Source organism: Thioclava sp. GXIMD4215 (genome assembly GCF_045291555.1).
GTDB lineage: Bacteria > Pseudomonadota > Alphaproteobacteria > Rhodobacterales > Rhodobacteraceae > Thioclava > Thioclava litoralis.
Genome location: NZ_CP149515.1, coordinates 1,302,795 through 1,321,316, shown reverse-complemented (window position 1 = coordinate 1,321,316; position 18,522 = coordinate 1,302,795). Strand labels below are relative to the sequence as shown.

The 18,522-nt window shown below is 54.2% G+C and carries 17 protein-coding genes and 1 pseudogene; 12 read left to right on the top strand and 6 right to left on the bottom strand.

Features of this window, described 5'->3' with window-relative positions; translation table 11 throughout:
• The first annotated feature begins 24 nt into the window (after positions 1 to 24).
• From WDB86_RS06430 to WDB86_RS06420, 3 genes are all read left to right on the top strand, one after another.
• Positions 25 to 411 (top strand): hypothetical protein, encoded by a 387-nt coding sequence (locus WDB86_RS06430; protein ID WP_406736926.1) that lies wholly within the window; start codon positions 25 to 27, stop codon positions 409 to 411.
• Positions 411 to 857 (top strand): hypothetical protein, encoded by a 447-nt coding sequence (locus WDB86_RS06425; protein ID WP_406736925.1) that lies wholly within the window; start codon positions 411 to 413, stop codon positions 855 to 857. The genes WDB86_RS06430 and WDB86_RS06425 overlap by 1 nt, the downstream gene beginning before the upstream one ends.
• A gap of 169 nt (positions 858 to 1,026) precedes the next feature.
• A complete protein-coding gene (locus WDB86_RS06420; RefSeq protein ID WP_406736924.1) occupies positions 1,027 to 1,833 on the top strand; it encodes a DNA adenine methylase in 807 nt (268 codons plus the stop codon).
• A 262-nt stretch (positions 1,834 to 2,095) separates the two neighbouring features.
• Here WDB86_RS06420 and WDB86_RS06415 read toward each other — a convergent pair whose 3' ends face one another.
• Complete coding sequence (locus WDB86_RS06415) at positions 2,096 to 2,671, bottom strand: hypothetical protein (RefSeq protein WP_406736923.1); 576 nt, start codon at positions 2,669 to 2,671, stop codon at positions 2,096 to 2,098.
• A 214-nt stretch (positions 2,672 to 2,885) separates the two neighbouring features.
• Between WDB86_RS06415 and WDB86_RS06410 the strand changes: the two genes are divergently transcribed.
• From WDB86_RS06410 to WDB86_RS06400, 3 genes are all read left to right on the top strand, one after another.
• Positions 2,886 to 3,539 carry a glycoside hydrolase family 19 protein gene (locus tag WDB86_RS06410; RefSeq protein WP_406736922.1) on the top strand — a complete coding sequence of 218 codons (654 nt, stop codon included), beginning with the start codon at positions 2,886 to 2,888 and terminating at the stop codon, positions 3,537 to 3,539.
• An 11-nt stretch (positions 3,540 to 3,550) separates the two neighbouring features.
• Positions 3,551 to 3,886 (top strand): hypothetical protein, encoded by a 336-nt coding sequence (locus tag WDB86_RS06405; RefSeq protein ID WP_406736921.1) that lies wholly within the window; start codon positions 3,551 to 3,553, stop codon positions 3,884 to 3,886.
• Between the two features lie 64 nt (positions 3,887 to 3,950).
• Positions 3,951 to 5,747 carry an SGNH/GDSL hydrolase family protein gene (locus WDB86_RS06400; RefSeq protein WP_406736920.1) on the top strand — a complete coding sequence of 599 codons (1,797 nt, stop codon included), beginning with the start codon at positions 3,951 to 3,953 and terminating at the stop codon, positions 5,745 to 5,747.
• 127 nt (positions 5,748 to 5,874) lie between these two features.
• Here WDB86_RS06400 and WDB86_RS06395 read toward each other — a convergent pair whose 3' ends face one another.
• Genes WDB86_RS06395 through WDB86_RS06385 form a run of 3 tightly spaced genes read right to left on the bottom strand, consistent with a single transcriptional unit; the run spans position 5,875 to position 8,518 of the window.
• Entirely contained in the window at positions 5,875 to 6,699 is an 825-nt protein-coding gene (locus tag WDB86_RS06395) for a sugar phosphate isomerase/epimerase family protein (RefSeq protein ID WP_406736919.1), read from the bottom strand.
• Complete coding sequence (locus tag WDB86_RS06390; protein WP_406736918.1) at positions 6,696 to 7,457, bottom strand: hypothetical protein; 762 nt, start codon at positions 7,455 to 7,457, stop codon at positions 6,696 to 6,698. Before WDB86_RS06390 ends, WDB86_RS06395 begins: the two co-directional genes overlap by 4 nt.
• A gap of 14 nt (positions 7,458 to 7,471) precedes the next feature.
• Positions 7,472 to 8,518, bottom strand: a complete 1,047-nt coding sequence (locus tag WDB86_RS06385) for an FAD-dependent oxidoreductase (protein WP_406736917.1) — start codon at positions 8,516 to 8,518, stop codon at positions 7,472 to 7,474.
• 81 nt (positions 8,519 to 8,599) lie between these two features.
• On the opposite strand from WDB86_RS06385, the gene WDB86_RS06380 reads away from it, so the two are divergent.
• Positions 8,600 to 9,859 carry a glycosyltransferase family 61 protein gene (locus tag WDB86_RS06380; RefSeq protein ID WP_406736916.1) on the top strand — a complete coding sequence of 420 codons (1,260 nt, stop codon included), beginning with the start codon at positions 8,600 to 8,602 and terminating at the stop codon, positions 9,857 to 9,859.
• Between the two features lie 110 nt (positions 9,860 to 9,969).
• Here the strand turns inward: WDB86_RS06380 and WDB86_RS06375 are convergent, their stop codons facing one another.
• Positions 9,970 to 10,728, bottom strand: a complete 759-nt coding sequence (locus WDB86_RS06375; RefSeq protein ID WP_406736915.1) for a sulfotransferase — start codon at positions 10,726 to 10,728, stop codon at positions 9,970 to 9,972.
• A 335-nt stretch (positions 10,729 to 11,063) separates the two neighbouring features.
• Between WDB86_RS06375 and WDB86_RS06370 the strand changes: the two genes are divergently transcribed.
• Positions 11,064 to 14,921, top strand: a complete 3,858-nt coding sequence (locus WDB86_RS06370; RefSeq protein WP_406736914.1) for a glycosyltransferase — start codon at positions 11,064 to 11,066, stop codon at positions 14,919 to 14,921.
• Positions 14,922 to 15,380: 459 nt separating this feature from the next.
• Here the strand turns inward: WDB86_RS06370 and WDB86_RS06365 are convergent.
• Positions 15,381 to 15,843: pseudogene (locus WDB86_RS06365) on the bottom strand (integrase core domain-containing protein); the annotation flags it as partial.
• A gap of 6 nt (positions 15,844 to 15,849) precedes the next feature.
• On the opposite strand from WDB86_RS06365, the gene WDB86_RS06360 reads away from it, so the two are divergent.
• The 4 genes from WDB86_RS06360 to WDB86_RS06345 all read left to right on the top strand — a co-directional run bounded on the left by WDB86_RS06360 (position 15,850) and on the right by WDB86_RS06345 (position 18,518).
• A complete protein-coding gene (locus WDB86_RS06360) occupies positions 15,850 to 15,993 on the top strand; it encodes an integrase core domain-containing protein (RefSeq protein ID WP_406737026.1) in 144 nt (47 codons plus the stop codon).
• 139 nt (positions 15,994 to 16,132) lie between these two features.
• Positions 16,133 to 16,561, top strand: a complete 429-nt coding sequence (locus tag WDB86_RS06355; protein ID WP_406736913.1) for a YeeE/YedE family protein — start codon at positions 16,133 to 16,135, stop codon at positions 16,559 to 16,561.
• Positions 16,561 to 16,965: a DUF6691 family protein gene (locus WDB86_RS06350; protein ID WP_406736912.1), complete on the top strand. Its 405-nt coding sequence runs from the start codon at positions 16,561 to 16,563 to the stop codon at positions 16,963 to 16,965. Before WDB86_RS06355 ends, WDB86_RS06350 begins: the two co-directional genes overlap by 1 nt.
• A 167-nt stretch (positions 16,966 to 17,132) precedes the next feature.
• Positions 17,133 to 18,518 (top strand): nucleobase:cation symporter-2 family protein, encoded by a 1,386-nt coding sequence (locus tag WDB86_RS06345; RefSeq protein WP_406736911.1) that lies wholly within the window; start codon positions 17,133 to 17,135, stop codon positions 18,516 to 18,518.
• Positions 18,519 to 18,522 lie beyond the last annotated feature (4 nt).

The window sequence follows — 18,522 nt, the reverse complement described above, 5'->3', positions numbered from 1 at the left end:
GCGGCCAACCGGAAAGACGAAACAATGCCTGAAAAAGACCCCAGCCTCTGGGAAAATATCTGGCTCTACCTGTCATTGATCATCACATGGGCGACCGGCGCGGCGGGTCAGATCTATGTGTCGGGCGGGGTCGGCGGCGCGGTGCGCTGGATCATGGAAATCAAGGGCAAGAGCCCGATCAGCTTTCTGCGAGTCCTCCTCGACGGGGTCACCGCCGTGATCACGGGGGCGGTCTTTGCCCGCTATCTGGGGCCGGTCATCGCGAACTGGCTGGCGGGCGTCGGTATGTGGCCCGATGCCGGAGACGCCACCACGGCGGGGTTTCTGGCGGGGGTGGGCGGTATGTCGGTGGCCAAGGTCGTGATCGCCATGATCGACGCGCAAAGCCATAAGTTCACGGGGAAGAAGTGATGTTCGAGGCGCTATGGCGGCAGCTTCTGCGGGAGCGCGAGATCTGGTTCCGGCTGGTTGTGGGCTATCTGGTCTTCGTGACGGTGCCGCCCTGGGTGGAAAGCCAGCTCTGGCCGGTCTCGGGGCCGTTGCACATTACGCAGGTCACGCAGACCGAAGAGGGCGTGCGGATCAGGGGCTGGGCCGAGCGCTACCGCTCGGGCTGCGATTTCCTCGGCCTTGTCTGGTGGCTGGGCGCTCGCCACGGTCAGGCGGTGCGGGTGCCCGCGCGGTTCGATGACAGGCCGCAGATCCGCGCGGTCGGGCGCATGGAGTTCGAGGCGCTGGTGGTCGGCCTGACCGAGGCCCAGCTGGCCGAGAGCTACGCCGATGTGCGCCACGCCTGCCACGGGCGGATCGGCGAGAAAGCCTTCCTATGGGCCACAGGGTCCAAGTTCTGGAACTGACACACCCCGCCCTTTGGGCGGGGTTTTTGCTTGGCTCCTGATTTCAGGGGCCGGGGTGTTCCACCACCCCGACCGTGCGACACGCGCTAACGAACCGCACCGACCCAAGCTACTGCAAGAATGGTCGCCTGACCCTAGAGAGGGCGGGCGCCGTATCCGGCAGAATCATATGTATAATCAAGTCAAAAGTGCCCAGCCCGTTGCTCCGTGGCTGGGTGGCAAGAAACACCTCTCGGCGCGTCTTGTGCAAAAGATTGAGGCCATCGATCATCACGCCTATGTCGAGCCCTTCGTGGGTATGGGCGGGGTGTTCCTGCGGCGGCGCTTCAAGCCGAAGCTGGAAGTGGCCAATGATATCAATGGCGAGATCGTCAATCTTTTCCGAATCCTGCAGCGCCATTACCCGCAGCTGATGGAGGTGATGAAGTTCCAGATCGTGTCGAGGCGGGAATTCGAACGGCTGCGCAACACGCCGCCCGAAAGCCTGACCGACCTCGAACGGGCGGCGCGCTTTCTTTATCTGCAGCGGCTGGCCTTCGGCGGCCAGCTGGGCGGGGTGTTCGGGGTCTCGACCGATCGCGCGCGGTTCTCGCTGTCGCGGATCGGGCCGCTTCTGGAAGATGCCCATGAGCGGTTGGAAGGGGTCGTGTTCGAGTGCCTCGATTGGGCCGATCTGGTGCGCCGCTATGATAGCAAGGGCACGCTCTTCTATCTCGACCCGCCCTATCATGGCGGCGAGAGCGATTACGGCAAGGGTCTGTTTGACCGTAGCCAGTTCGCGGTGATGGCCGCGCAGCTGGCGCAGATCAAGGGCGGCTTCATCTTGTCGATCAATGACACGCCCGAGATCCGCGAGATATTCGCGGGTTTCGACTTCGAGGAGGTGGCGCTGAAATATAGCGTGGCTGCCAAAGGTGCGACCGAGGCGCGCGAGCTGATCATTTCGAACCGCTCGGGGGCCGGCCGGTTGATCTGAGCCGCCCTCTTTACCCCGCCGCCGGAAAACGGCGGAAGGTGGCGGAAGCTGTTTGTGAGGGGCTAAAAGAAAGAGGCGCGGGACTATGCTGCCACCCGCGCCCAAGTATCCTTTTTGAGGGTATCAAAACAATGCGTGTTGATGTTCCTAGCCTAGGCCGCGACCATCTATCCGTTCAAGGGAAATACCCGCGTCGCGCGAATTCTGACGCGCCGTAACTTTGCGGAAGGTGGATGCCACACGATCGCCGTTTGGCGGGGTCTCACGCATCGATGTCTTCCGGCTGCAGGAGCGGCAGGATGACGGCTGCCACGAAGAGGATGATGAACAGGACCAGAAAACAAACTGCCGTGTAGAGTGACATGGCCTCGAAGATGAGAGGGGCCTGCGGTGTGCCCGGAACGAACCGGCACAGAAAGAAAACGGCGATGATCAGTTGAAGGCCGGCAATCGCGCCGGAGAGGTGGAATTCGAACTTCCGCAGCTTTTCGGAAGAGAGCGCCAAAATCGTTGCCGCGCTGACCATGATGCACAGGATCGTGCCTCCGGACATCCGGTCGCCCGCTGTCCGGTTGGGGATAAGGTAATCCAGATCCAGATCTGCGGTCAGCCGCAACCCGATATTGACCATTGCGATGACCGCAGCCGTAAGACTGCAAATTCTTGCGGTGTTGTTTTTGGGAGGCAGGGCGAAAACCGCCGCGCTGCCTATAAACAGAAGCGCAAGGCTGACCGCCGTGCTGGGCACCATTGCCGCATCCGGAAACCGGACGAGGGGCTGAAGATCGAAGCTCCATCCCAAGAGGTTGAATGCCACCACCGCAAGGCCGAAAGCCACGAGAGCTTCACCGATATGGCGCCGAACTTTGTCAGTTTGATATGTATGCATGCGGGAGGTCGATATTTGAAACGCAACTAAATTCGGTGAGTCCATCTAGAATATCAGATATTCGGGTCAATCCAAAAAGTAATATTTATTAATTCTTTTTGACGCCCGAACCCTAACCCCCACACCCCGCCCTTTGGGCGGGGTTTTTTCATGGAGAAACCACATGCTGAGCACAGCACATCTGGCGGCCATCGCGGGCCGTCGGGAAACCCCGCTTATGCGGTCGGTGGTGGCCGGTCTGGCCGATCCCCGCGCGCGGGATATGGCCCTGCCACACCGGCTGGCGCAGTTTGTCGCGCAGATCGCGCATGAAAGCGCGCGCTTCCGCTATGCCGCCGAATCCTGGGGGCCGACGCGCGCGCAGCGCCGCTATGAGGGGCGGCGCGATCTGGGCAATCTGCAGGCGGGTGATGGCTACCGCTTTCGCGGGCGCGGGCCGATCCAGATCACGGGGCGGACGAATTATGCCCGCTTCACCGTCTGGGCCGAGGGGCCGGATTTCGAGGCGGTGCCCGATGCGGTCATGGGCGATCCGTGGCTCGGGCTGTCGGCGGTCTGGTTCTGGCAGGCGGGGGCGGGGCGCAGCCTCAATGCCTATGCCGATAAAGGCGATATCGAGATGATCACCCGCCGCATCAATGGCGGGCTGAACGGCTATGCCGACCGGCTGGCCCTCTATACCCGCGCGGGGCTGGTGCTGCTGGGGCAGGGCCCGAACGACGTGCGCGCCTTCCAGCGCCTGGCCGGTCTGACGGTCGACGGCCTCGCAGGCCCCGCCACGCGCGGCGCGCTCCATTCCCATCTTCTCAAGCTCTGAAAGGATCTCCCATGCTTGACGCAATTATCGCGGCGCTGATGCCGCACATTCTGCAACTGCTGGCGCTGGGGGTCACCGCGCTGGTCGGCTGGATCGCCGCCGAGGTCAAACGCCGCTTCGGTATCGAGATCGAGGCCCGTCACCGCGAGGCGCTGCATTCGGCGCTGATGACCGGCGCGCAGCTCGCGCTGGCGCGGCTGGGGGCAGGGGCGGGCCCCACGGCGCTGACACAGGCCGCCGTCGATTACGCCAGAACCTCGGTGCCTGACGCGATCACCAGGCTCGGCCCTTCGGCGCAGGTGCTGCAGGATCTGGCCGAGGCCAAGATCGCGGCGCTGGCCGCGTGATCTTTGACTGGCGCGCGGGCGGATCGCGCGCCGGCTCTATCCGTTTCAGAACAGGAGGACCGTTATGGTCAGCTATACCTTCCCGCTGCCTGCGGGTGAATTTGTCGCCCTGATGCGGGCCGATGCGCAGGCGGCACGGGTGCAGAACTCGGGCGGCTTCGACATTTACCTGCTGGCCGGCGTAGGCGATGAGGCACCGCGCAGCCTTGCGGGGGCGCAGCGGCTTCCGGCAGGGGCGCTGCGCGATGTGGAGATCGCCACGCTGTTTCCCGGCATCGCGGGGGCCGATACGCTTTGGGCCTGGGGGCTGATGGGCGGGGCGGCCAGCGTCTCGCATGCGGGGATGCTGTTGCCGCAGCCGGTGCGCGAGGCACGGCTTGCGCCGGGGGCGGGCGAGGGCGAGGTGACGCTCGATCTGGTCGCGCCCTATGATGGCGGCAGCCCGCTGACCGCGCTGGAATACAGCCTCGATCAGGGGATCAGCTGGACCGCGCTGCCCGATGTGGCGGGCGGCAGCTACACGCTGGCGCTTGGCACCGGCAGCCACCTGCTGCAACTGCGGGCGGTGAACGCGCTCGGGGCGGGGCCGGTGTCGCGCCCGCTGCGGGCTCTGGGCGGGCGTCCGGCGGGGCGCAAGCGTTTCAAGCGCATCGTCTTTGTCGGGGCCTCGATCATGAACCGCACCTTCGGCGGGGCCAGCCTTGCCGAGGATTCCTCGGGCGGCTCCTGGGCCGATATGGAGGCCAAGCTGGCGGCCAATGGCGCGCCGGGGGTCGAGGTCCGTTGCCGCGCGGTGGGCGGCTATACGGTGGCGCAGATCCAGCCGCTGTTGCAGGAGGCGCTGGACGCCTATCCCGGCGATGACACGCTGTTCTGCCTGCATGCGGGCGGCAACAATGCGACCAATGCTCAGGATCAGGCGGGTTTCGAGGCCGAGGTCGATGCCATGCTTGCGGTCATCGCCACGCGCCCGGGGCAGGTGCTCTGGTCCGATATCAGCTGGCGCACGCCCTATGTCACCACCAAGGCCGATGCGGTCTCGACCGCGGCCAATTACAACAGCTGGCTCAAAGCGAAGCTGCTGGCGGCCAAGAGCACGCTGTTTGCGGACGGGTATTACGATGACATGACCGCCGTGACCTGCTTCAACGATTGGGTCTATGCGCATCGGGCGCATTTCTTCGAGACCGATGACATCGTGCATCCGGACGCGGACGGGCAGGAGCGGCTGCGTGGTTGGTTTGCCGAGCGTCTGGCGCCGCTGGTCAGGGGCAGCCGGAAGGCGGTCCGCTTCGGCTGGGCGGATTTTGCCCCGGAGATCACCGCGCCCGCGATCAACGCCTTCGTGCTGATCTCGCCGCAGATCGTGCATGGCTGTCACCGGCTGAGCTTCACCGAGACGGGGACCTATTTTGACGGGCCTGCCGATAAGGTGCTGAATTACGACGGCAGCTATGGGGGCCTGACGGCGAAGGGCACCTATACCGGGGCGGCGGTGCTTTATAACTCGACGGGCCGTGCGGACGGGAACGCCGAGTGGCAGGGCACTCTGGATTACATCGAGTTCACGCGCCGGTCCTGTTCGTGGAACACCGCGCAGGCGGTGAAGATCGAGCTGTATGCGGCCCCGAACACGGTGCTCGATATCGACTTCACGGCTTCGCGCAAATCGACCAGCGTGACCAATGCGCTCTGGACGGGCTCGGACGGCACCAGTGTCGAGCATAGCGGCACGGCAGACCCGACCTCGATCGTCTCGGCGCAGTTCACGACGGACGGGAATGGCCGGCTGGAGCTCGTGCAGACGCTCCTGTCGGGCTATGCCTATGACGGTGTGATCTGGGTGCGCAACGCCGCGTGAGGGGAAAGGAAAAGGGGAGCCGGTTGGCTCCCCTGAAACTCGATATATACGAACCAAGTCAATCGTTATGTCGGCTGCCTATATGCATGGTTCGGTATATCTTGGAAACCTATCTAAAAGGTTAGGTTTAGGTAAGTTGGCCAAAGTAGGTATTGCGGCAATACGTTATTGCTTGTTGGAGGTTTGCCTTCCAAGTATTTTCTACTGCTTTCATTTCTATTGTCACAAAGCGATCGTAATTTATTGCCCTTAAAGCCTGAGCCGCATTTCTATGACTCATAATAGGGTTGCTGAAATTTTTGAGATCTGGTTCTGAAATATGGAAATGTTTAATAGTAGATTTTTCAAGCGATTTTATAATGCTCGAGATATCTTGCTCACCCAGCTGCACACAAGCTATGTCAAGGTGTAAGCCGATGTTGGGGTGATTTACCTTCTCTAGCATTGCTAAAATTTCGGATGTAGATGTTAAATAATCAGCCCCATAGTAGCTTGGTACAGGTTCGAGGCTTAGTATGAAATTTGTGTGTTGTATAGTTTCACCTACCAACTTAAGGCGTTCGCAGACAATTTGATCGAGATCTGCTTTTGATTTTTCACCTCGAAGTTTGATAAGGGGCGCTCCAAAAACGCCAGGTTTGCACCCGACAGTGTCTGCGATTTTGGCAACAAATTCGACGTGCTTAAGGAAGGCATCAAATTGTTCATCTTCTCCTGTTAGTGATATTCCTTTTTTGCCGAAGAAGATGCCTTGGAGTGAGCTGACTGACAATTTATACTTCTGCAGGTCCGCAAGGTAATCTTCGATTAGCGCTATCGAAATGGAGTCCCAATTCGCGATTCTAGCGGGTGCCAGTTCGATCCAATTGATACCCATATCTGATAATAATGAGTACGCCTCATAATCGTGCTCTTTTTGCCATGCAATGTTGGATACGCTTAATTGCATCATTTGTTTTCCGAGACCCATTTGCCTATTTCAGCTAGAACTTTCTGACTGGGCATAATATATGGTGATACCCCTCCAAAATGCTCCGCGAACTGGGTATGGAAGTTGTAGTGTGCCACCGGCGCCGCATCAGAACCAACTTCCACATCAGCAAAAAATTCAGATAGTATCTTCGAAGTGGCAATCGGTTCTACTGCAAGATGTACAAGAGGTAACTGGGCGTCGGTCATCGAGCAGATATCAGACCACAATCTATTCAAGGGGTACCATTGGAAAGAGGACGCAGGATTGATCTTTTCCAGCATGTTCTTGTGCGCAAGGTCAAATAGGATATTCTTTTTGAGATTAGATCCAAATAGTGCCGGAAGCCTTAGAATATGACAGGCAGGAAAGTGATTGGAAAGCTCACGCTCAAGATTGAAACGGTGAAGGCCATAGGGGTGTAGTCCCTCAGTTTCTACTTTCGAAGCTTCAGTTTTTCCGTTGGGATCGGAAAATACGTCTACTGTTGAAATTAAAACGAATTGTTTTGCAGTCACCGTTTTTAAAACGTCTGTCAGCTTCTTAATGCCGAGAAGATCTGCAGAGGGGTCTTGATTCGCTTTCCATTTTATCGCCGACACGCCAGCACAAACGATTGTATCAAAGTTTCCACCGGTAATATCACCGATGTTTTTTGAATTTATTTCTATATCGAATTTGGTCTGTTGGCATAGATTTGAACCAACAAAACCCGTATTTCCGATTATCACGCTGTTCATTAAAAACTCTCCCGTTAGTTTTGTTCGTCTAGCCGACCGATGCTGCTAATTATGCGTTCTGCAGCAATGAAGATTGTATCTATTTTGCCAGACATTACACTAAACGTTCTGCCATGACGGAAGACATAACAAGCACGATTGTCTTCTGCGCCAATAGGCTTGGTTTTCATCGAGATCTGCGGACCTTCGTAGGAAAACAAGTCCTTGAAAGCAGGCAAGTATTCCTCGATTTGTGCTTCAAAGAGTGATCTTTTATGAGCAATCATAGCGTCATCAATAGAACGTACAAAGCTCTCCGCTGCAGCAATATTATCGAAGCGCCCAAGTGGAGTATGAGGAACTGATGATAGAGTTATGATCTCTGGATTATCTGTAGGGTAAATTGAGCATAATGGTCCGTCTACCATAGTTAGCGCCCAGTCTGCTACTTTGCTGCGATAATATAACAATAGCGTTGGTTCGTAGAAAACTTGAATGTCCAGTGGAGTTAACTTTCCCCAAGTTGCATCAATGAGATAATCAAAAGATTCACCAAATACCTCAACGCGATCGTCAAATGTTGCAATGTCACTTAATGCAACTTGAGTGTTAAGTCTTAAGATGTTTGATAGGGAATTACCAAAAAAAGTAGCTGCTTTTGACGTTTCAACAACACGTTCATGTGTATTTACGATGCCAGAAATATTCGACACCATTTTCACATTTGGTCGATTCATGTCAATGTCTTCAAACTCAATACCTGAGCTTGCCATGATTGCTTTATAAGTCCGAAAATCTATTAAACTCGTTCCCTTGGGCACGGCATAAAGGTTTGAGCTTATCGGCGAAGACAAATGAGGATATCGCTCGGTGAAACGAGAGAAGCCATCGCGCGATTGAAAACGCGTAGTGTAGTCTCTGGCGTAATGAAAGCCTAGATGAAGGCGATTTTGGTTTTTGCCGGACGCTCCGGAAAAAACTGAGGTCGATCTATCAAAAATGGCTACTTCAAATCCGATTTGCTTTAGGAACGTAGCGAGGTGGCAGCCGTACCACCCAGCACCTACAATTGCGATTTTCATTTGATCTTCCCTGCTATAATCCAATAGCCGCTTAGCTAAGGGGGAGGCTTCGAACCGCTTGCTTGTAGCTGATTTAATAGAATGATTAAAGTCACTCGTATCCATTGGGAATGTGTATTTCAGGCTCATCCCAATGATTGGTGTACAAAGGAAAATCTTTTAGCGGGGTTAACAATGTCTGTTCGTATTGAGCTTGATAGGAAGGTTGATCGTGCCGTTTGTGTGCATGATTTTGATGCATCTCCATCTGACTCAGTAGCAGTCCAAATTTTCAGGCATTCTCAAGATGTTCCCATGAAGGCGCTTGCCGTTCATGACCCGGACAAAAAAATAGGGGATGAGCAACGTTCTGAATTAGGTGCAACTAGTCGACATTATCCTGAAGTGGCTGTCGTAAGATTGAGAAACGCATGTGTTTCGGGAGAGGGCTTAGTTCTGACTGAAGAAGGCAAGTTACTGCCGGAGAGCAATTTGAGGCCCCCGCATATTATGTCTGTCAATGAAGATTTTGCTGAGCTTAGAGCTTCTCCATGCGCCCCTATTAAAGTTTTGTCAGATGGTCCTGTAGTCGCTTTGAATGGCGTTTGGCCTGTCCACTATGGTCATTGGACATACGATAACTTTGCAAGACTTGGACTTGCCCAGCAATTGCTCGGTTTCCGACCTTATTCGGTGCTTACTGGCTACAAGCATCGAGCGAATCAATGGTGTAAACCGGGCAGTACTCAGGCAACAATGTTGGGCCTTGCTGGGGTTGGTATGGGGCAGATCCACAGGATAGCAGATCATGAATGGATTAAAGTGCGCGACTTAGTCGTTGTTGCGCCGCTAAATAATTTTCGGCCACCTGTAAGCACAATTTTCGCTCAAAAAGAAATGTTTGACTTTCTTGAAACCATTGCAACGAAGGTTAGTGGGACAGGTAAGGGGAAACGCATATATTGTTCACGCAGGGATACCCCAAATAGAATATTGGAAAATGAAAGCGAACTTATAGCTGAATTGGCCGCACGTTTTGGCTTTGTAGAGGTGATGCTTGGTGAGCACAGTGTGGAAGATCAAATTTCGATATTTCGAGATGCTGAGATTGCAGTAGGTCCCATAGGCAACGCGTTCATGAATATGCCTTACATGGATGTCTCAGCAAAGCTGTTGGTATTGTTGCCTTCAGAAACTTGGCACTTTCTTCCGTACTATCAAACTTTCGCTACGGCTGCAGGCTATGATGTTCACGCCTTAATCGGTACGACGGTATCCGCCTCTGGGGATGATTTGAACCGTTTGCGCTGGAAGGTGGATGTACAAAGTGTGCTTCAATATCTTGAAGCCAAACTAATCTGAGAGGCTCAAATAACAACTCAATGTTTCTATATCTTTAGCTGGATACCTCGGATTAAAGCCCCCCTTTTGTTCCTGTAACAAGGGGGGCTTTGATTTCGAGCGTGAGGTTCTTAAGCGTAGAACCAGTCGCTTGCTTCATGAAAGTCAGTTTCAATTTTCTTCTGCCACTCACTTTTAAGTACACGAAGATACTCAAAGGCAATATCGGCGGAAACAGTATTATTTTTCGTGTTTACGTACCGAAGTTCTTTTATGATTGCATAATCAATTTTAAATTTTTCGCCCGCATGATCAAACATTCCTTCCATCAAAGCGCGCGCGTTCATGGCTAGGTTCTCTAACCCCACATAAAATGTTCGTTTAGAGGCCGAATGTTTTTTGAATTCCGAATAACAGTTAATCAAATAAGGTTTTTTCTTTGGTAGATAATCTGAATACCATGCATCGAAATTTTCTGTTTTAGCCCGTTTGAAATCTGAACATACAATGGCTCTTGGGTCCTTGTATGTCACAATTACGGGTGACGAAACGCGCTTTAATACTGAAGATAGCTCCGACAAATAGCGAGGCGTTTTGTCAAAAATTTGAGATGTACCTTCGGGGAGTGTACGAGAAAAATGTATAAGTTTTTCGTAAAATTCAGAGTGACTCTCACATCTACACATTGTCTCCAGTTCCTCTGGAGTTAAGCCCCACCCCTTAAGCATATTTTGAGAAAAGGGCTGCAATGAGAGGAATTCTTTAGGTGTTTCGCGAAGCAGTACGCCGCACTCAAATCCAGAGTCGAGACCAGGAACCTGCCGGAATAAATCCGAAACTAGTGTAGTTCCCGTATGTTCCATGCCGCAAATTATTAGTTTCGGTTCCATATGCGGTCCTTTGCTTCTTTGCTATTAAGGCGATCGGTCTTCGTAACTTTAACTATCGAAAGTTATGTTCATTCAGGGAGCTAGTCATATAGAAGGTTTTGACCCACAACAAGTTCGCGAGTTTACGTTCAAGGGGGAAGCGTGTTTGCCGCTCGTTTTTGGGGAACTCTATCATTTCTTCGCTAGGTGTTGCGTTGTAAATTCAATTGCTATGTACCCCTAAGGCGGTTTCATTTTCAGTCTTATGGAAAGTCTGTTTGGTTGACTGGTAGGGGATTAAATGTGCAGAGAAGGTATGCAGCTTGTGATCAAAACAAGTAATAGGGCGTAAGTGTATGAAGTCGATCAGCACCTCTTTAAAAAAAGTTTTGAAAAAAAATACACCTGTGGTCTTCGATCTGCCTGGGTTTAATTCAGATCAATACTTAAAATATAATCCAGATGTTGCGGAAGCCTTGAAGGCTTCACGCAACTTGGAGCATGATGCTTTACAACATTATTGTAATTATGGAGCATCTGAGTATCGACGCGTTTTTGAAAACGAAATCGGACTCAGCGATTTTTCTAGTCGTTTGATACCCGCTGAATTTCATAAAGCAAATTCATCAGGTGAGTGGTTTCAATATTTTGAACGATTGGTTGCGACTCAAAGTAAGTCTTTGCCGAATATTTTGAAAAGTCATCCGCGTGCAGGTTGGCTATCATCCGGGTTCAATTATACCAGTTATGCTGCGGCTAACCCTGATATTCTTAAAACTACCTTTGACGCGACCGCTATTCATTTGCATTTTTTGGAATTTGGCTTGGAGAAGGGCGAAACGGGCTATCCAGATAGCTGGGATCCACAACTTATTGGTGAAGTGTATGGTGTCTCCTTGCCTGAGGCATTAAATGGACCTCAAGCTTTAAGGGAACTTCGCAGGCAGAAGGGCCCTGGCCCTTACGCAATGAATGAAGCTGAGCTCTTCATATTGAACGGGTTTGCGCCGATTTTGGCAAACCTGTTTGAAGAGGGCTACAGTTACGGTTTCTCCCGTGTTTCCAAATCAAATTCTTTAAAGCTGCCCTCAAGAGTGTCCATCGTTCAGAGTTTTTGTAGGGATGGATGGAAGTCGATTCAGCCTATACGGCCTGATCTCCATTTTGATGCAGACTTTTATAAGAAATCTTATCATCCCCTGTTGAAAGGGCCTGCGGGCCTAACCGAGGCGCAGGCGCTCTATAAGCACTGGCTGTCGGTTGGTATCCTTTTGGATGATGCTCCGAACTTACCTCGTCTAGGTAAGGTGATCTTTGGAACGCTTGTTCCTCAAGAAATACTATCGCAACTAGATCGGTTTAAGATGGGGAGTGAGGGGCTCCCGAAGGAAAGCAGCGCTAAGCGCGTTTTGGAGCACCTAAGAGACCATCCTCGCCCAGGGTTGGAGTGGGTCGATCTATCTGCTCGTGTGAGCCAGAGTTTCGTGCGAAATTTAGGGGACTCCAAAGTCATTGCTGGAGATGCGCCTCTTGGCCGTTGGCTCTACAGTCTAGTGCTTGAAGCCAATGAGCGTCATGTAAAAGCAAACATGGCTATGGCCGACTTGCTTCAACGGACAGGACAAGGTGCGACGGCGCGCGTCTTGCGCCGTAGAGTTCCTATAACGCGTGAAAACGGTTGGAATTCCTTGAATCTGACCGAGTTGTTATTGGGTCAGGGTAAATTTGACGAGGCCGCAGAAGTTCTCCAAAAGAGCGCGCTTCAGATCGAGCATGACATCGTCATGCGTGATCGTCATAAAGCGCTTGCGACAGATGGCTTCTGGAAACTCTGGGACACGATCGCGGACCGAGCAGAGGTTTTCGGCTTGGACAAAGCACGAGCTGATCTGCGTCATCTTGTTCAAAGCTATCGCCCAAATCCCGAGCATAATTATGCGTCGCGGTCCGAGCCTATCCGTAGTGTTGCGTTGGTTGGCAACGAGGATCTCTATCAATGCAAGCTCTACCGCGTTGATCAAAAGGCAGAGCAGCTGCGTGAGGCGGGCTTTGAAGTTCAGGTGTTCTCGCCTTCCAATGACTTGAATGATTTTCTTGGTGCCTTGGACCGGTTCCAGGCGGTGATTTTCTTCAGAGTTCCTGCTTTCCCTCAGATCATGGATGCGATCGTTCAGGCCGGCCAAGCAGGCTTGGCGACTTTTTATGAAATCGACGATATCGTATTCGATACCGCACATTTCCCCCCGAGTTTCGAAAGTTACGCGAACCAGATTACCCGGCGCGAATATAACGCTATGGCATGTGGCGTGCCCCTGTTCGAGCGCGCAATGGAGCTATGTGAATACGGCATCGCGTCCACAGCCACGCTGCGCGAATTGATGGCTAAGAAGGTACGCAGCGGTCAAGTCTTTGAGCATCAAAATGCTTTAGGTCGATTGCATATGCTCGCGATTGCCGACCATGAAATGGCTTTGAAAAAGGCCGATGGTCCGATTGTTCTGTTCTATGGTTCTGGTACAAAAGCGCATAAAGAGGATTTCCACGAAATTCTCGAGCCAGCGCTTGCGGAAATGGCGCGAAAATATGGGCGTAAAATCGAGATCCACTTGATCGGATATTTCGACAAGTTCAATCACTTGGATCTGAAAAAGCATAACGTGAAGATGCTGAAGCCTGTATGGGATTTTGAAGAGTATTGTGGCCTTGTCGCGCAAGCTGACATCAATCTCTCCATTCTCTCGCCCTCATTGCTGACGGATGCAAAGAGCGAGATCAAGTGGATGGAAGCTGCTATGTTTGGCACTCCGTCCGTCGTCAGCGCGACCCGGACACATGAAGAAAAAATCGTTAATGGTGAAACGGGCTTCCTCTGTGAAACGACCGAAGATTTCTCGAAAGCTCTGGATCGCTTGATAGGTGATAAGGCCCTTCGCGCCTCCGTCGGTGCCGCTGCACGTGAGACGGTTCTGAAGGAGTATTCTCTCCCGGCAATGGGGGAAAATCTGCGCAGCATCTTTGAGGCTGTCCGACCGTCATCTATGCGGAAAAAGCGCATTGCTATTGTGAACGTTTTCTACCCACCGCAGGCTATTGGTGGGGCGACCCGTGTCGTGCATGACAATGTTCGGGTGCTGCGCGAGAAATATGGCGATGAGTTCGAGATCGATGTGATCTGCACCTACGAGGGCGGACGCAAGGGATATGAGGTACAGCGGTACGCGCGTGACGGCGTGCGGGTATGGGCGATCGCGACGCCGGATATCCCCAATGTCGATCATCCGATCACCGACGAGCAAATGGGCGCGGCGTTCGAAGAAATCTTGGATAAGGTCCAGCCAGATCTTGTCCACTTCCATTGTATCCAGCGATTGACGACATCCATTGTTCATGCGGCTCGCTTGCGTCAGATTCCCTACGTGATCACAATGCATGATGCCTGGTGGATCTCTAAAAACCAGTTCGTGCTGGATAACGCCGGCAACGCCAGTTTTTACGATTACAAGAAAGACGTGTCAGAGCTTCCTGAACGTGCTCAGGGCTTGCGCCGCGCACTTCTTGGCGCTGCGGCTATCTTGCCCGTTTCCGAGGCGTTCGGTCGTGTCGTTGCTGGAGCGGGAGTTGAAAAACTTCATGTTGTCGAGAATGGTGTCTCGAACCTACCGAACGTTGTGAAAGTGCCGTCCAAGAATGGCCGAGTGCGCTTGGCCCATATTGGTGGAGCTAGCCGGCACAAAGGCTATCACCATGTGCGGAATACGCTTTTGACGACGGATTTTGATAACCTCGAGCTGCTCGTGATCGATCACGCATTGTCGCCTGACATCGAGATTCAAGAGACTTGGGGCAACACTCCGGTTATTCGACGCGGCAAGTTTGCGCAGGATGAGGTTGAAAAGCTGTACGCGCAAATCGACGTGCTGATGGCGCCATCTACTTGGCCAGAAAGCTACGGTTTGGTCACTCGGGAAGCATTGGCTGCAGGAGCTTGGGTTGTTGCCTCTGATCAGGGTGCGATTGGCTCTGATGTTATTGAGGGTGAAAATGGATTTGTGGTCGAAGTCCAGACTGTTGCAGGCGTGCGTGGCGCGCTTCAGAAGATTGACGAGGATCCGGAGCGCTATCGACATTCCCCTCAAGTTAAGCCTGTTCTGAGAAGCGTTGAGCAGCAGGTCGATGAACTCGCCCAGCTTTACAAAAATTGGGCCAAGGGGTGATTTAAAAGCAGCCAATTCGGCTGCTTTTTTCTTTCGAGGGTGAGGCGGCTCTACTCGGGGGGGCGATGAAGAAAAAAGATTTGATCAATATTGCCTGCATTTTGGCGGGCGTGTTCGAGCAATCCAGCTTCAAGAAATCTCGATGCGACAAAGACCATAAAGGGTAGCGGTTCTTTGAACGATTTAAGAGGCCTCATAAGTTCATTCGATCTTCCGAGGCCTCCATGAAATTACCAACGCTCGTTGGTTCTAAACGATTTTCCGGAAATTGTGGATCCAGAGTCATTTCTATATGATTTGTCTTCAGCCGTGGCCCGACTGACCGGCCATGGGGCTTTCCTCCAGCAGCGACTGGAGTCCGTTTAGTGTTTACGCCGATTGGCGCAGGTTGAGCAATCGCCCGACGCGCGGAGCTTTCATCTCGAGCAGCGGGGCGGGCGATTGCGGTGGTCAGGGCCCGCGCGTAGTCAGCCGGGGTCTGGTAATCTAGGGCCGAATGGGGACGCTCGGTGTTGTAGTCTGTGACCCAGGTTGCGATCACAACACGGGCATGAGCCAGATTGCAGAACATGGTCTCGTTGAGCAGTTCCTCACGCATCCGGCCGTTGAAACTTTCGACGAAACCGTTCTGCACGGGCTTGCCCGGCGCGATGTAGTGCTATTCGACCTTGTGTTCGGAACACCATCGCAGAATGGCGTTACTGGTCAGTTTGGTTCCGTTGTCGCTGACAACCATGCCGGGCTTTCCACGACGCTCGATCAGGGCCGTGAGTTCACGCGCGACACGGCGCCTCGAGATCGAGGTATCCAGGATTGCCGCGAGACATTCACGGGTGACATCGTCGACCACGTTGAGCACCCGGAAGCGCTGGCCGCCCGCGAACTGGTCGTGGACGAAATCTAGCGACCAGCGTGCGTTGGGTCGGAGATAAAGGCGGCCATCCGGAACTGGATGACCTTCTATAACCACCAGCGCCCGCATTCAGCCCTGGGCGGCCAGCCTCCGGCGCTAGCCTGTTGGCAGAGAAATGATATGAACCAACCCGATCAGCAAGTACAACGAATAGCGTAATTTACGCCAGATCCTGTCCAAGGGATGGGGCATAGCTCAGAAAGCTCAGCGGTGTTTTTAAGTACATTCGTATATTGAAAGCGGAATGTGTTGTGCTACATATCGTCTTGAAGTTTTGCTTGGCGATATGGAGGCCGGGATGAGCGTGCCATTGGACTGGATCTGGGGGCTATTGGGGGGCTTGATGATTGGCGGTGCCGCCGTGGTCATGCTCTTGGTCAATGCGCGGATTATGGGGGCGAGCGGTATCCTTGCCGGATTGATGCAGCCGGGCGGGCAGGTCTTCAAAGAACGGGTTGCCTTCGCTTTGGGTCTTGTTGGAGCGCCTGCGCTTGTGGGGCTTGTCTGGGGTGCGCCGGAGACACATGCGAGCGGTAACTTGCTTGTGTTGATTGTGGCCGGACTTCTGGTCGGGTTCGGGGCGAGGCTTGGAAATGGTTGTACCTCGGGACATGGCGTCTGCGGTATGTCGCGGTTTTCGCTGCGTTCGATTGTTGCAACCTGCGTCTATGTCGGCTTCGGCATGATTGCAGTGGCTGTGGCGCGTCATCTTCTGGGAGTGATCTGATGCGTGTTTTTGTCTCGTTGCTGTCGGGGGTAGTCTTCGGATTGGGGCTTATGGTCTCGGGCATGACCGACACCCAGAAAGTGCGCGGCTTTCTGGATGTGTTTGGCGCATGGGATCCGACATTGATATTTGTGCTGGGCGGGGCTGTTCTGCCGATGGTCGTGGCATGGCGGGTTGCCGCGAAACGCAAGACCTCGCCGATGGGCGAGGCCTATCCGGGCAAACCCTCGACCAGACTGGATGGCAAGCTTGTGCTGGGGGCGCTGTTGTTTGGTGTGGGCTGGGGGCTGGGCGGCTTCTGTCCGGGACCCGCGATGGCCTCGCTCAGCTATGGCGGCTGGGGCGGGCTGGTCTTTGTGGTCGCGATGTTTGCCGGCATGGCGATCGAACGCCGCCTTGCCTGAGCCTTTCCGAGGCGATCTGTTTTTGGGCGGGCCCGAGCGGTCCGCCTATTTTATTTGCAAGTTTTCGGGTCTTTTCGCGATGCGCGTAAGGGTTGTGGCGGCTTTACTTCCCTTTGACCGGTCTGCGGCGCCCAATCGGGGAAACTATCCCTCGAAAGGAGCGCAAGATGGCCGACCATGTCTCCCTGATCTACAAGCTCGAGGACCGTCCTCCGCCGGCGCGCGCAGCTCTGGCCGCCTTCCAGCACATCCTTGCGGCGATTGTCGGGATCGTCTCGCCGACTTTGGTGATTGGTGGCGTTCTGGGGTTGGGGGAGCAGGTGCCCTACCTGATCTCGATGGCGATTTTCGTCTCGGGGGTCGCGACCTTTATCCAATGCCGACGGATCGGGCCGGTTGGATCGGGGCTTCTGAGCCTGCAGGGCACGTCTTTTGCCTTTCTCGGGGCGATCCTTGCTGCAGGGATGAGTGTGAAGGCCCGTGGTGGCACGCCCGAGGATATTCTGGCGATGATTTTCGGCCTGTGCCTTGTCGGCTGTCTGGTCGAAATCGTGCTGTCGCAATTCATGGACCGGCTGAAGCGGATTATTAACCCCACGGTCACCGGCATCGTCATCACCATTATCGGGCTGAGCCTCGTGAAGGTTGGTTTTACCGACTTTGCGGGCGGGGCGATGGCGGGCGAGGATCTGGGGCAACTGGTCAATCTTCTGTTGGGGGCGATTGTGACGGCGGTGGTCTTGATCTGCACCTTCACTGGCAAGCCGATGTTGCGGATTGGCGCGATCATGATCGGGCTCGTCGTGGGGACGCTTGTTGCAGCGGGGCTGGGAATGGTCAGCTTGGCGCCTTTGGCGAAAGCGCCGGTTTTTGCCCTGCCGATTCCGTTCCGCTACGGGCTGGATTTCGATTTCGGTTTGTTCGTTCCGGTGGCCTTTCTCTATCTGGTGACGGCGATCGAAACCTCGGGCGATCTGACGGCAAGTTCGGTGATTTCGGGTCAACCTGTCGCGGGGCCGCTGTATCTGAAACGCATCAAGGGCGGGGTGCTGGGCGATGGGGTGAATTCCGGTTTGGCGGCGATTTTCAATACGTTCCCCAATACGACCTTCAGCCAGAATAACGGGGTGATCCAGATGACGGGCGTGGCTTCGCGGTATGTCGGGCTTTATGCCGCCGCTATTCTGGTGATCCTCGGGTTCTTTCCCATTCTGGGGGCGGTGTTCACGCTGATCCCGAAGCCGGTTCTTGGCGGGGCGACGCTTGTGCTGTTTGGCACGATTGCTGTGGCGGGTATCCGTATTCTGGCGAGCCAGCCGATGGATCAGCGTCAGGTCTATATCATGGCGGTCAGCTTTGGGTTGGGGCTCGGGGTGACATTGGTGCCGGAGGCGACGCAGCATCTTCCGGTCTTGTTGAAACAGGTTGTGGCCACGCCGATCACCCTGTCGGGGCTGAGCGCCATCCTGCTGTCCCTGATCCTGCCCGAGCACAGGGTGGACCAGCCAGCGGGGGAGGGCGACCATGCAGAACTGCATAGCCCCGCCGAATAGGATG

What these genes read in the sequence shown, in the direction of transcription:
- WDB86_RS06345 (WP_406736911.1), top strand. Translation starts at nt 17,133, where the DNA reads ATGGCCGACCATGTCTCCCTGATCTACAAGCTCGAGGACCGTCCTCCG.
- WDB86_RS06370 (WP_406736914.1), top strand. Translation starts at nt 11,064, where the DNA reads ATGAAGTCGATCAGCACCTCTTTAAAAAAAGTTTTGAAAAAAAATACA.
- WDB86_RS06405 (WP_406736921.1), top strand. Translation starts at nt 3,551, where the DNA reads ATGCTTGACGCAATTATCGCGGCGCTGATGCCGCACATTCTGCAACTG.
- WDB86_RS06355 (WP_406736913.1), top strand. Translation starts at nt 16,133, where the DNA reads ATGAGCGTGCCATTGGACTGGATCTGGGGGCTATTGGGGGGCTTGATG.
- WDB86_RS06385 (WP_406736917.1), bottom strand. Translation starts at nt 8,518, where the DNA reads ATGAAAATCGCAATTGTAGGTGCTGGGTGGTACGGCTGCCACCTCGCT.
- WDB86_RS06400 (WP_406736920.1), top strand. Translation starts at nt 3,951, where the DNA reads ATGGTCAGCTATACCTTCCCGCTGCCTGCGGGTGAATTTGTCGCCCTG.
- WDB86_RS06375 (WP_406736915.1), bottom strand. Translation starts at nt 10,728, where the DNA reads ATGGAACCGAAACTAATAATTTGCGGCATGGAACATACGGGAACTACA.
- WDB86_RS06395 (WP_406736919.1), bottom strand. Translation starts at nt 6,699, where the DNA reads ATGATGCAATTAAGCGTATCCAACATTGCATGGCAAAAAGAGCACGAT.
- WDB86_RS06390 (WP_406736918.1), bottom strand. Translation starts at nt 7,457, where the DNA reads ATGAACAGCGTGATAATCGGAAATACGGGTTTTGTTGGTTCAAATCTA.
- WDB86_RS06350 (WP_406736912.1), top strand. Translation starts at nt 16,561, where the DNA reads ATGCGTGTTTTTGTCTCGTTGCTGTCGGGGGTAGTCTTCGGATTGGGG.
- WDB86_RS06380 (WP_406736916.1), top strand. Translation starts at nt 8,600, where the DNA reads ATGATTAAAGTCACTCGTATCCATTGGGAATGTGTATTTCAGGCTCAT.
- WDB86_RS06420 (WP_406736924.1), top strand. Translation starts at nt 1,027, where the DNA reads ATGTATAATCAAGTCAAAAGTGCCCAGCCCGTTGCTCCGTGGCTGGGT.
- WDB86_RS06410 (WP_406736922.1), top strand. Translation starts at nt 2,886, where the DNA reads ATGCTGAGCACAGCACATCTGGCGGCCATCGCGGGCCGTCGGGAAACC.
- WDB86_RS06425 (WP_406736925.1), top strand. Translation starts at nt 411, where the DNA reads ATGTTCGAGGCGCTATGGCGGCAGCTTCTGCGGGAGCGCGAGATCTGG.
- WDB86_RS06430 (WP_406736926.1), top strand. Translation starts at nt 25, where the DNA reads ATGCCTGAAAAAGACCCCAGCCTCTGGGAAAATATCTGGCTCTACCTG.